This is a genomic window from Shinella sp. SUS2 (assembly GCF_001262505.1).
In the GTDB taxonomy this organism is placed as follows: Bacteria; Pseudomonadota; Alphaproteobacteria; order Rhizobiales; family Rhizobiaceae; genus Shinella.
Window position 1 is genome coordinate 98,706 of the sequence record NZ_KQ410734.1, and the last position, 11,760, is coordinate 110,465.

At 64.8% G+C, this 11,760-nt stretch carries 10 protein-coding genes; 7 read left to right on the plus strand and 3 right to left on the minus strand.

Translation table 11 applies throughout. The annotated features are described in order from the left end of the window. The first annotated feature begins 218 nt into the window (after positions 1–218). Together AKG11_RS20155 and AKG11_RS20160 are read left to right on the plus strand one after the other, a co-directional pair. A complete protein-coding gene (locus AKG11_RS20155) occupies positions 219–773 on the plus strand; it encodes a sigma-70 family RNA polymerase sigma factor (protein ID WP_050745232.1) in 555 nt (184 codons plus the stop codon). A 1-nt stretch (position 774) separates the two neighbouring features. Further along, positions 775–1,410, plus strand: coding sequence for an NrsF family protein (locus tag AKG11_RS20160; protein WP_023515381.1), 636 nt, complete (start codon positions 775–777; stop codon positions 1,408–1,410). 99 nt (positions 1,411–1,509) lie between these two features. Here AKG11_RS20160 and AKG11_RS20165 read toward each other — a convergent pair whose 3' ends face one another. Together AKG11_RS20165 and AKG11_RS20170 are read right to left on the minus strand one after the other, a co-directional pair. Next, positions 1,510–2,298, minus strand: coding sequence for an SDR family NAD(P)-dependent oxidoreductase (locus tag AKG11_RS20165; RefSeq protein WP_050745233.1), 789 nt, complete (start codon positions 2,296–2,298; stop codon positions 1,510–1,512). A gap of 81 nt (positions 2,299–2,379) precedes the next feature. Further along, positions 2,380–3,207, minus strand: coding sequence for an alpha/beta fold hydrolase (locus AKG11_RS20170; RefSeq protein ID WP_050745234.1), 828 nt, complete (start codon positions 3,205–3,207; stop codon positions 2,380–2,382). Positions 3,208–3,337: 130 nt separating this feature from the next. On the opposite strand from AKG11_RS20170, the gene AKG11_RS20175 reads away from it, so the two are divergent. Next, positions 3,338–4,291 (plus strand): GlxA family transcriptional regulator, encoded by a 954-nt coding sequence (locus AKG11_RS20175; RefSeq protein WP_050745235.1) that lies wholly within the window; start codon positions 3,338–3,340, stop codon positions 4,289–4,291. 102 nt (positions 4,292–4,393) lie between these two features. Continuing rightward, positions 4,394–5,059: an iron-sulfur cluster repair di-iron protein gene (gene ric / locus AKG11_RS20180; RefSeq protein WP_050745236.1), complete on the plus strand. Its 666-nt coding sequence runs from the start codon at positions 4,394–4,396 to the stop codon at positions 5,057–5,059. Positions 5,060–5,178: 119 nt separating this feature from the next. On the opposite strand, the gene AKG11_RS20185 is transcribed toward ric, so the two are convergent. Then, positions 5,179–6,033: a ferritin-like domain-containing protein gene (locus tag AKG11_RS20185; RefSeq protein ID WP_050745308.1), complete on the minus strand. Its 855-nt coding sequence runs from the start codon at positions 6,031–6,033 to the stop codon at positions 5,179–5,181. A 130-nt stretch (positions 6,034–6,163) separates the two neighbouring features. Here AKG11_RS20185 and AKG11_RS20190 point away from each other — a divergent pair, with 130 nt between their 5' ends. The 3 genes from AKG11_RS20190 to AKG11_RS20200 are packed head-to-tail and all read left to right on the plus strand — an operon-like array spanning position 6,164 to position 11,757. Continuing rightward, positions 6,164–8,455 carry a NosR/NirI family protein gene (locus AKG11_RS20190; RefSeq protein ID WP_050745309.1) on the plus strand — a complete coding sequence of 764 codons (2,292 nt, stop codon included), beginning with the start codon at positions 6,164–6,166 and terminating at the stop codon, positions 8,453–8,455. A gap of 22 nt (positions 8,456–8,477) precedes the next feature. Further along, positions 8,478–10,391 carry a TAT-dependent nitrous-oxide reductase gene (gene nosZ / locus AKG11_RS20195; protein ID WP_023515388.1) on the plus strand — a complete coding sequence of 638 codons (1,914 nt, stop codon included), beginning with the start codon at positions 8,478–8,480 and terminating at the stop codon, positions 10,389–10,391. 19 nt (positions 10,392–10,410) lie between these two features. Then, complete coding sequence (locus AKG11_RS20200; protein ID WP_082342568.1) at positions 10,411–11,757, plus strand: nitrous oxide reductase family maturation protein NosD; 1,347 nt, start codon at positions 10,411–10,413, stop codon at positions 11,755–11,757. Positions 11,758–11,760 lie beyond the last annotated feature (3 nt).

Below are 11,760 nucleotides of genomic sequence, written 5' to 3' on the forward strand. Positions count from 1 at the left end.
GTGCATGCCGAACATCGGCCGGCTCCAGGGGGTACGCGGGCTCATACGGAAAACATGCCTTGTCGGGACAGCACAGGGGTTCTTTTTACGGCGAAGGTCTTGCCGAAGAGGCGAGGGTGTAAGAAAAAGACTGGCGTATCAGGCGGTTGGTTGCGTTGCGGATTTCTTTCCCTTCGCGCGGTAACAAAGTCGTGTTCCCGAACGTAGAGAAGGAAACGGTGAAACAAGCGGCGCGTGAAGAGGAATGGGCAGCATGGTTGCGGCTCGCCATCGAGGGCGATGCGCCGGCCTACAACCGTTTTCTCACGGCTGTAACGCCGCATCTGCGTGCCATGGCACGGCGGCGTTGCGATCAATATGGCGCGCCGCCGAGCGAGGCGGAGGATGTGGTGCAGGAAGTGCTGCTCGCCATTCACCTGAAGCGCGGCACCTGGGATCCCGCCCGGCCGCTCGGCCCCTGGCTGACGACGATCGTGCGCAACAAGCTGGTTGACAGTCTGCGCCGTCGCGGCAGGCATGGCAGCGTGCCGATCGACGACGTTTCCGATTTCCTGGAGGCGGCGGACGAGACGCACGAGGCCGCCGACCGCCTCGACACGGAGGCGGTGCTGGCGCGGCTGAAGGATCCACAGCGCGATATCGTCCGCTCGATCTCGATCGAAGGGGAGGGTATCCGCGAGACGGCGGCGCGGTTGAAGATGACGGAGGGCGCGGTGCGCGTCGCCCTCCACCGGGCGCTGAAATCGCTGGCCGCCTTCTATCGGAGCGACTGACATGAAGACCGATGAGCTGATCACCCTGATGACGCAAGACGCGCCCGTTCGCCTGCGCTATGGCCGGGCGATCGGCACCGCGCTTGCGGTGGGTGTCGTGTTCTCCGCCGTGCTGCTCATTGCCACCGTCGGCCTGCGACACAACATGGCGACGGTCTTCGAGACGGCGCGGGTCTGTTTCAAGATCGGGGTGACGCTGGTGCTTGCCGTGCTTGCGGCGCGGCTGGCCATGCGCATCGGGCGACCGGGTGTGGCGATCCGCCTGCCGGCCCTGCTGCTTGCCTTGCCGGTGATGATGGTCGTAGCCGCCGTCGTGATGGAGCTTTCCGTATTGCCTCAAGGTACATGGGCGGCCAGCATGGTCGGCGAGAATGCGCTTTTCTGCCTGCTTTTCGTGCCCATTCTGTCGCTTGCCCCACTGGCCGGCCTGTTTTGGGCGCTTCGGCGGGGAGCGCCGGAGAACCCGGCAATGGCGGGCGCGGCGGCCGGATTTGCTGCCGGCGCCATTGCCGCGGCAATCTATGCCTGGCACTGCCCGGACGACAGCCCACTTTTCCTTGCCACCTGGTACACGATCGGTATCGCTATCGTTACTGGTGCCGGGGCACTGCTCGGCCGCCGCTGGCTGCGGTGGTAGGGATCGTTTGCCGAAGGCGCCGCGGCGCAGAGGGGGCTTGCGCCTCCGGAGCTGCCCCGGACGCGCGGGCTTTTGAACAGATGTTCCGCTCTTTCTGTTTCATGCGTTGCCAAGCCCATAGCGGGCTGCGGCGCGGGCAAGCGAGAGGTTCGGCCGCAGGGCGTCACGGGCGGCAAGGTAGGCGTCCAGATCGGCCGTGTCCGGAAGGGAGGGAACGGTCAGCGCCTCGCCGAGATCAAGGCCGGCCAGTGCGGCATCGACCATCTCCTCGACGTCCATGACCATGGCTGCTGGCAGGGTTTCAAGCTTTTCTTCCTCCCAGATCGCGGTGCGTGTGATGCCCGGCAAAACGCCCTGCACCCGGACGCCGGCCGGGGAAAGCTGCGCTTGCAGCGCCTCGGTGAAAGCGAGGACGTAGGCCTTCGTGGCCGGATAGACGGCGGTGAAGGCGGCCGGCATGAGTGCGGTGACCGAGGTTATGTTGATGATCGTACCCCTGCCTGTGGCGGCAAGCCGCGGAGCGATCGCTGCGGCAAGGCGGGTGACGGCGAGGATGTTGAGGTTGATCATGCCGGTGACGTTCACGGGGTCCAGTTCGGTGATCATGCCTTCCCCGGCGATGCCGGCATTGTTGACGAGGCCGGTGATGGCGGCATCCTCGCGCAGGCGGGCTTCGACCGCGGTCAACCCTTCGGGCCGTGCAAGGTCGGCAGCGAGAGTTTCGACGGTAACGCCGTGCGCCGCCCGCAGCCGCGCGGCAAGCGCCGCCAGTCTTTCGGCACGGCGTGCGACGAGCAGCAGGTTGTGGCCGCGGCGGGCAAGCCGGTCCGCATAGACCGCGCCGATGCCGTCGGATGCGCCGGTGACGAGGAAAGTGTCTTTGCTCATGGTCTGTCTCCTTGATAGCGCGTTGGATGAAACGGCGCCGGGCCGGCGCGCTCTGGCGCCGAGGCCCGTGCCGGAAGGCGGTCAGGCATTGATGAAGGCGAGAAGGTCGGCGTTGAACCGGTCCTGGTGGGTCTGCGTTAGGCCGTGATCGGCGCCCTCGTAGACCTTCAGCACGGCATGTTCGACGATCCGGACGGTCGACAGGGCGGAGGCGCCGATCGGCACGATCTGGTCGTCGTCGCCGTGCAGCACCAGCGTCGGCTTGTCGAAGGCCTTGAGATCCTGGTGGAAATCGCTTTCGGAGAAAGCGCGGATGCTGTCGAGCTGGCCCTTGAGGCCGCCCATCATGCCCTGCCGCCAGAACTCCTCGCGAATACCTTCGGAAAGGACGGCACCATCTCTGTTGTAGCCGTAGAAAGGAATGGTCACGTCCTTGAAGAACTGGCTGCGATTGTCATAGGTGCCCTTGCGGATGCCGTCGAAGACATCGATAGGCAGGCCACCGGGATTGGCTTCCGTCTTCAGCATCAGCGGCGGAACGGCGCCGATCAGTGCGACCTTGGCGACGCGGTCCGTGCCGTGGCGGCCGATATAGCGGGTGACTTCGCCGCCGCCCGTGGAATGGCCGACAAGGATGACGGCGCGGAGGTCCAGCTGCTCGATCAGTTCTGCCAGGTCATCGGCATATTGGTCCATGGTGTTGTTGTGCCAGACCTGGTCGGACCGGCCGTGGCTGCGGCGGTCGTGGGCGATGGTGCGAAAACCCTGACTGGCGAAGAACACCATCTGTGCATCCCAGGTATCGGCGCTGAGCGGCCAGCCGTGAGAGAACAGGATGGGCTGGCCGTCGCGCGGACCCCAGTCCTTGTAGAAGATATGCGTGCCGTCCCGGGTTGTGATCGTGCTCATTGGTCTGTCTCCTTTTGTCGAGGGCTTGATTGCCTCCCGTGTGAATAGAGATACTCTGGCGTGTGTCCGGGCTGGATGGGCGCTTCTGACAGAAGGCGAGCCGAAACTGACAAAAGGCGGGAGATGCGCAATGGAAGTCGGATTGATGCTCTACCGGGATTGCCAGGCTGCGATGGTGCACGGCATCACGGACCTCTTCGCCATCGCGTCGATCTTCTCGCGTGATCGCGGCGGACCCGCCGTGCGGGTCAGCCATTGGCGCATGGATGCGGAAGGACGCTTTTCCCGCAGCCATGACACCGATCCCGGTGCTCCCGGAACGCCGGATATCCTCGTCGTGCCGGGTCGGCTGACAGGGCCGGCCGAAGCGGAGGAGGCGGCGCCTTACGCCCGCTGGCTGCTGGACCGCCACGGCCAGGGGGCAACGCTTGCCTCCACCTGCGGCGGGACGTTCATCCTGGCGGCGACGGGCCTGCTTGCCGGCCGCCCCGCCACCACGCACTGGCTGTTTGCCGAGCGGTTTCGCGAACGATTTCCCGATGTGCGACTGGAGGCGGACAAGATCGTCATCGAGGATGGCGACATCATCACCGCCGGCGGGCTGATGGCCTGGACCGATCTCGGCTTGCGCATCGTCGATCGCCTGCTCGGCCCCTCCGTGACAATCGAGACGGGCAAGTTCCTGTTGGTCGATCCGTCCGGACGCGAACAGCGGCATTACAGCAATTTCGCGCCCCGCCTCACCCATGGCGATGAGGCGGTGCTGAAAGTGCAACACTGGCTGCAAGAACGAGGCGGCCGGCCCACCAGCATCGCCGATATGGCCGGCCATGCGCGGCTGGAGGAACGCACCTTCCTGCGCCGCTTTAAGACGGCGACCGGCATGAAGCCGATCGAATATGTGCAGCACCTGCGGATCGGCAAGGCGCGGGAGCTGCTGGAGTTCACGCGACGCACCGTCGATCAGATCGCCTTTGCGGTGGGCTACGAGGACGCGGCCGCGTTCCGCCGTGTGTTCCACCGCATCCTCGGTCTCTCTCCAGGCGAATATCGCAGCCGGTTCTCGGTGGCTGTGGCGGCGTGAGCCCGGAGGCGCCTCTTCTTTGCCCCGGCGCAAAGACCGGCTGCTCTTCTCCTGCAAGGGTTGGCGAAAACTGGAAACGCCAACCCTTGCAAAGGAGCCAGGATGCAAACGCTTTCTCTTGACCGGACCGTGACGTCGATTGCCGCGGAACTGCCGGGCGCTGCCGATCTGTTCCGTCGATCGGCCATCAACTTCTGCTGTGCGGGCGATATCCCGCTTCGTGCCGCGGCCGAGCGAGCGGGGCTTTCGCCGGAAGACCTGCTAGCCACGCTGGAAGCACTCGAACGGTCGGCCGGCCGGGATGCGCCGGAGGAGACGGAGCCGCTCATCGAGCATCTCCTCAGCCGCTATCACGAGACCCATCGGCAGGAACTGGCTTTCCTTATCCCGCTTGCCGAGAAGGTCGAGCGGGTCCACGGGGACCATCCGGCTGCGCCCTCGGGGCTTGCCGCGGCGCTGACCGCGCTGCGCGACGAGCTGGAAGGTCACATGATGAACGAGGAACAGGTGGTTTTCCCGATGATGCGTCGGGGCGGGGCCGCCCGGATCAACCAACCGGTCACACAGATGCGCCGCGAACACGACGATGCCGTGCGGCTTCTCCATGATATCGAGCATGCCGCCCACGGTATGGCCCTGCCATCGGGCGCCTGCGGTTCGTGGACGGCGCTTTATACCGGGCTGAGAAAGCTTACCGACGATCTCGTGATGCACATGCATCTGGAAAACACGGTGCTCTTTCCGCGCTTCGAGGCGCCTGCCGCCTGAGGGCGAAAGCCCGGCGCTGCTGCTGCTCGGTGAGTGGTGGCAGCGACGGTTGTCCGGGCCGAGGTTGGCGAACCATCGACCTCTGCCCGCCGGCTGCGTCCTTCGGCCTGTCAGCTCTTTCAGCGGCCCGTTCGAAGGGCAGATATGCAATCGAGGATCCGGGCGGCATAGGTTTGCGCCCGGGCGCGGCCCGCTTCGTCCGGAAGGCGTTCGGCAAGATCGAGGTAGGCGTCGAGCAAGGCTTCGCCCAAAGCCCGCGGGGCTTCCAGCACGGCCGGGTCCAGTGAAACGAGTGCCGGCGACAGCGGGTGGTGGGTAAGGGCTTTTGCGCGGGCGCTGGCCTGAGCCGACAGGTCCGCGAGCGTGGCCCCGGCTGATCTCGGCACGTCTTCGACGGCCCTCGCGGCAAGCAGCGTCGATAGGCGCTCCTCAAGGGCGACGAGCGTCCACTGCTGCGCCTTTCCGGATATTGCTTCGCGCTGGAGATGGAAGGCACGCCGCCGTTCCTGCCGCAAGGTCGCGATATGCGACAGTTCCTCGCGCGCCATCTGTTCGGCCGCCTCGCGCAGCGGCGCGGAGGCGCTGCGGGAGGCGAGATAGGTCCAGAAGGTGAAAGCACGTTCCTCGTTGCGCACGGCGATCGAGAAGACGCGGTAGGCGTTGATGAGTTCCGGTGCGACAAGGGAAGCGCCTTCGTCGTCGAAGGTCGGGTCGAGGCTCCAGCGCACCGCGGACGGGTCCGGTTCCTTGCCGGTCGTGCGCTGCGACCAGTAGCCGACATTGCCGAGGTGGCCGCTCTCCTCCTCCACCAGCTTTTCAAAGACCGCGGCAAGGTCGGGCCGGCCTTCTCTCCTCATGCGATCGGCGAGTGAGGCATAGCCCGCGATGGCCTCCTGCTCCATCGCCGCGGCGATCGCAAAAAGCTCTTCCATGGTTTCCACGGTGCCCGAAGGCTCGTTCCCGAGTAGCGGCATCGGCAGCATCTCCCTTGCATGCGCCACTCTCCCATCGTGGATCGCTGCGGTGTTTGTGCTGCAACAAATTGCGCGCAGGTATCTTGCCTAGAATGCCGGCATCGATACTCGCTTGCCGGAATACGACACCTTGACGGACTGCCCGCAGACCCTATCCCGCAAAACGACACGTCCCGTCGTCTGGTTGAGACGGGTCCTGCTGGTGCTGTTCACCCTGCTGGCGGCGATGCCGGCCGTGTCGATGGCAGAGGCCGCCTCCCGGCTAGCGGAGTACCTGCCGAAAGCACAACCATCGGATCTCTTTCCCGGTGCTGACCGCTTCGGCGAGCCGGCAGGCGAACCACCGATCGCTCCGGTCTGGCGAGGCGAAGTTCTCGCCGGCTACGCTTACCTCAATTCCGATTTCACCAGCGCGACCGGCTATTCGGGCAAGCCGATCCACATCCTCGCCGGCATCGACCCGCAGGGTGTGCTGCGCGGCTTCAAGCTGGTCCATCACCAGGAACCGATCGTCCTCATCGGCATTCCCGAGGAGAAGGTGGTTGCCGCGCTCGACACACTGATCGGCCGCGATATCGGCCGTGTCGCCGCAGGCGCGGAACGCCCGCCCCAGGTCGACATCGTCAGCGGTGCGACGGTGACGGTGCTCGTCATGGGCGACAGCGTCGTGCGCTCGGCCGTGCGGCTCATCCGCAGCGGGCGATTGGGGGGCGATGTTGCGGTAGGTGCAGCGCCGCCGGCCGAAATCCGCAAGCTCAAGACGGAAGCCGGCGCGGCCCGTTCCTGGGAGGAACTCGTCGGCGACGGCTCCATCCGCGGCCTCGGCCTGTCCGTCGGCGAGGTGAGCGAGGCTTTCGCACGCGCCGGTGAGGACAAGGCCGCGCAGCATCCCGAAACGCGCAGCCCCGAAGACCGCTTCATCTCGCTCTACATCGCGCCCGCCAGCGTGCCGGAAATCGGCCTCAGCCTGCTCGGCGAGGAAGGCTATGAGCGGCTTCGCGCAAAGCTGCGGCCGGGCCAGCAGGCCATTCTCGTTGCCGGTGACGGGGCCTATTCGTTCAAGGGCTCGGGCTATGTGCGCGGCGGCATCTTCGATCGCATCGAGCTGATGCAGGACGGGCAGGGCGTTCGGTTCCGCGACCGCGGGCACACGCGACTTGCCGATATCGCCGCCGAAGGCGCGCCGCCCTTCCGGGAAATCGCGCTCTTCACCGTGCCGGAGGATTTTGTCTTCGACGTAACGGCGCCCTGGGAGCTGCAATTGCTGGTGCAGCGCTCCTGGAGCGTGCGCGACAAGGCCGTCCTGCCCTTCGACCTCGGCTACAGCCTGCCGGATCGCTACGTCACTGTCGAAAAGGCGAAGCCGGTGCCGGTCGCCACGACCGAAGCCGAACCGCAGGCTGCCGCACCGTTCGCAGACGAGAGTGAGCCGCTCTGGATGCAGATGTGGCGCATGAACACGGTTGAGATCGGTATCACGGCCTTCGCGCTGCTGCTGCTCACCGTCATCTTCTTCTTCCAGGACTGGCTCGTTCGCCGTCCCGTGCTGCATGTCTGGGTGCGGCGCTCCTATCTCGCCTTCGTTCTGGTCTGGCTCGGCTGGTATGCCAATGCGCAGCTTTCCGTCGTCAATGTCCTGACCTTCACCAATGCGCTGATCACCGGCTTCAACTGGGAGTTCTTCCTCTCCGCGCCACTGATCTTCATCCTCTGGGCGACAGTTGCGGCGGGGCTCCTCTTCTGGGGGCGGGGGCCGTTCTGCGGCTGGCTCTGCCCGTTCGGCGCCCTGCAGGAACTCACCAACAATTTCGCACAATGGCTGAAGGTGCCGCAGATCAAGGTGCCGTTCTGGCTGCACGAGCGGCTGTGGCCGGTGAAGTACATCCTCTTCCTCGGCCTGTTCGGCCTGTCGTTCTACTCGGTCGCGCTCGCTGAGGTCTTTGCCGAGGTCGAGCCGTTCAAGACGGCGATCATCCTGAAGTTTGCCCGTGACTGGCCCTTCGTGATCTTTGCGCTGACGCTGCTCTCGCTCGGCCTCTTTATCGAGCGCTTCTATTGCCGCTACCTCTGCCCGCTCGGCGCCGCGCTCGCCATTCCCGGCCGCATCCGCATGTTCGAATGGTTGAAGCGGTGGCCCGAATGCGGCTCTCCCTGCCAGCGCTGCGCCAAGGAATGCCCCGTGCAGGCCATCCATCCCGAGGGGCAGATCAACGTCAACGAATGCATCTACTGCATGCACTGCCAGGAACTCTACCACGACGACCATCGCTGTCCGCACATGATCCAGGTGCGGCTGAAGCGGGAGAAGTTCGAGCGGCTGTCCTCGCCCGCAACACGCGGGCCGGGGCCGGCTCCGCCGGTCATCACCCACAGGGGCGTCGCCATCGAGAAACCCGATCCGGCTGCCGGATCGCCGAACTGACACCAGAACAAGGAGAGGTGCCATGTCACAGGATGAAACGAAAGCAGGTCTGAGCCGCCGCCAATTGCTCGGTTCCACGGCTGTCGCGGCGGGGGCGGTGGGAACCGGTGCGCTCGCCCTCGGCAGCATCACCGCGGCGCCCGCGCTTGCACAGGCCGCTGCCAGCGGCAATTACGAGGTCAAGCCGGGCGAACTCGACGAGTATTACGTCTTCTTCTCCTCCGGCCAGACGGGCGAGGTGCGCATCCTCGGCCTTCCCTCGATGCGTGAGCTGATGCGCATTCCGGTCTTCAACCGGTGCAGCGCCACCGGCTGGGGGCAGACCAACGAGAGCCTGAAGATCCTGACAGAGGGCATGCTGCCGGAATATCGCGAACTGATGAACAAGCGCGGCGCCGCCGCCTATCTCAACGGTGACCTGCACCATCCGCACCCCTCCTTCACCGAGGGGACCTATGACGGCCGCTATCTCTTTGCCAACGACAAGGCGAACACCCGCGTCTGCCGCATTCGCCTCGACGTGATGAAGTGCGACAAGATCGTGCAGCTGCCCAACCAGCACACGGTCCATGGCCTGCGTGTCCAGAAATATCCGAAGACCGGCTATGTCTTCTGCAACGGCGAGGATCGCGTGCCGATCCCGAACGACGGCAAGGTGCTCGACGACAAGTCGCATTACCGCTCGATCTTCTCGGCCGTGGACGGCGAGACGATGAAGGTCGCCTGGCAGATCATGGTGGATGGCAACCTCGACAATGTCGATGCCGACTACCAGGGCAAATATGCCTTCTCCACCTGCTACAATTCGGAGGAGGGCGTGAACCTTGCCGAGATGATGGAGGCCGAGCAGGACTGGGTCGTCGTGTTCAACCTGAAGCGCATCGAGGAGGCGGTTGCCCGCGGCGACTTCACCGAGATGGGCGGGGTGCCGGTTCTCGACGGGCGCAAGGGCTCGCCGTTCACCCGCTACATCCCGATCTCCAACGGCCCGCACGGCATGAACACCGCGCCTGACGGCATCCATATCGTCGCCAACGGCAAGCTCTCGCCGACCGTGACCGTCATGGATGTGCGCACCTTCGACGATCTGTTCGAAGACAAGATCCAGCCGAAGGAGACGATCGTCGCCGCGCCGGAGCTCGGTCTCGGCCCGTTGCACACGGCCTATGACGGCAGGGGCAATGCCTATACGACGCTCTTCATCGACAGCCAGATCTGCAAGTGGAACATCGAGGATGCCAAGCGCGCCTATAAGGGTGAAAAGGTCGATCCGATCCGCCAGAAGCTCGACGTGCACTACCAGCCCGGCCATAACCACACCTCCATGGGCCAGACCAAGGATGCGGACGGCAAGTGGCTGATCTCGCTCAACAAGTTCTCCAAGGACCGGTATCTCAACGTCGGCCCGCTGAAGCCGGAGAATGACCAGCTCATCGATATCTCCGGCGACGAGATGGTGTTGGTGCACGACAATCCGACCTTCGCCGAACCGCATGACGCCACCATCGTCCACCGCTCGAAGATCGATCCGGTGCATGTGTGGAAGCGCGACGACCCGTTCTTCGCCGATGCGGTGAAGCAGGCCGCGGCCGACGGCATCGATCTGATGGCCGACAGCGAAGTGATCCGCGACGGCAACAAGGTGCGCGTCTACATGACCTCCGCCGCGCCGGCCTTCGGGCTGGAGACCTTCTCCGTCAAGCAGGGCGACGAGGTGACGGTCTACGTCACCAATATCGACGAAGTCGAAGACCTCAGCCACGGCTTCTCCATCATCAACTACGGTCTCAACATGGAGGTGGCTCCGCAGGCGACGGCTTCGGTGACCTTTATCGCCGACAAGCCCGGCGTCTACTGGTACTACTGCTCGTGGTTCTGCCATGCCATGCACATGGAGATGAAGGGTCGCATGTTCGTCGAGCCGCAGGCGGCCTGACGTGACAGCCTGTTCCGTCATGACGAGGATTGTGGTGGCGGCCCTTGCGGCCGCCCTCGCACCCGTTTTCGCGCGGGCGGAGACCGTCTCCGTCCCCTCCGGCGCGGAGAGCCTGCAGGCGGTTCTGGATGCCGCCCGGCCGGGGGATGTGATCCGGCTGGAGGCGGGTGCGCATCGCGGTCCTCTGCTGATCGCCACGGCATTGACGCTGGAAGGCGAGGGTGGTGCGGTGCTCTCGGGTACGGGCATGGGCAGCGTCGTCACTGTCACCGCGCCCGGCGCAGTAGTGCGCGGGCTTGAAATCCAGGGTTCCGGCACGGATATCGGCGCGCTCGATTCCGGCGTCTTCCTTGACAAGACCGCGACCGGAGCGATTGTCGAGAACAATCGGATCATCGGCAATCTCTACGGCGTCTATATACGGGGCGCCAAGGACGCGATGGTGCGCGACAACCGGATCGAGGGCATGCGCGAGGGGCGCTCGGCGGAGGCCGGTAACGGCGTGCACCTGTGGAATGCGCCGGGGGCGAAGGTGATCGGCAACGACATCCGCTTCGGCCGTGACGGCATCTTCACCAATGCCAGCCGTCGCAACGTCTTTTCCGGCAACCGCATGCGCGACCTGCGTTTTGCCATCCACTACATGTATACGAATGAAAGCGAGATCAGCGACAACGTCTCGACCGGCAATTCCGTCGGTTACGCCATCATGTATTCCGACCGCCTGACCATCACCGGCAATGTCTCCGATGGCGATCGCGATCACGGGCTGCTGCTCAACACCGCGAAGGGCTCGACGGTCTCCGGCAACCGGGTGAAGGGACGGATGCAGCCGGTTTCCCGCTGGATCAATGCCGGCCGCCAGAGCGACACACACGGTGTGACCATGGAGAGCGATGCCGGTCACGACGTTGCGGACCAGCGCCTCGGCCCGGAAAAATGCGTCTTCATCTACAATGCCAACCGCAACCGCTTTTCCGGCAACCGCTTCGAGAATTGCGCGATCGGCATCCATTTCACGGCGGGTTCCGAGGGCAACCGCATGAGCGGCAATGCCTTCATCCGCAACCGCAATCAGGTCAAGTATGTCGGCACGCGTTACCTCGACTGGTCGGCGGAAGGGCGCGGCAACTACTGGAGCGACAACCCCGCCTTCGATCTCGACGGCGACGGTATCGCCGATACGCCTTACCGGCCGAACGATCTCGTCGACCGGGTTCTGTGGACCGCGCCGCAGGCGAAAATCCTCACCAACAGTCCGGCCGTGCAGGTTATCCGCTGGGCGCAGAACCAGTTTCCGGCGCTCCTGCCCGGCGGCGTGGTCGACAGCCGCCCGCTGATGGCCCCGCCGGACGAAGGAATGTGAATG

Bases quoted from the DNA above. Each gene is read 5' to 3' on its own strand.
- AKG11_RS20160 (WP_023515381.1), top strand. From the start codon at position 775: ATGAAGACCGATGAGCTGATCACCCTGATGACGCAAGACGCGCCCGTT.
- AKG11_RS20165 (WP_050745233.1), bottom strand. From the start codon at position 2,298: ATGAGCAAAGACACTTTCCTCGTCACCGGCGCATCCGACGGCATCGGC.
- AKG11_RS20170 (WP_050745234.1), bottom strand. From the start codon at position 3,207: ATGAGCACGATCACAACCCGGGACGGCACGCATATCTTCTACAAGGAC.
- AKG11_RS20175 (WP_050745235.1), top strand. From the start codon at position 3,338: ATGGAAGTCGGATTGATGCTCTACCGGGATTGCCAGGCTGCGATGGTG.
- ric (WP_050745236.1), top strand. From the start codon at position 4,394: ATGCAAACGCTTTCTCTTGACCGGACCGTGACGTCGATTGCCGCGGAA.
- AKG11_RS20185 (WP_050745308.1), bottom strand. From the start codon at position 6,033: ATGCCGCTACTCGGGAACGAGCCTTCGGGCACCGTGGAAACCATGGAA.
- nosZ (WP_023515388.1), top strand. From the start codon at position 8,478: ATGTCACAGGATGAAACGAAAGCAGGTCTGAGCCGCCGCCAATTGCTC.
- AKG11_RS20200 (WP_082342568.1), top strand. From the start codon at position 10,411: ATGACGAGGATTGTGGTGGCGGCCCTTGCGGCCGCCCTCGCACCCGTT.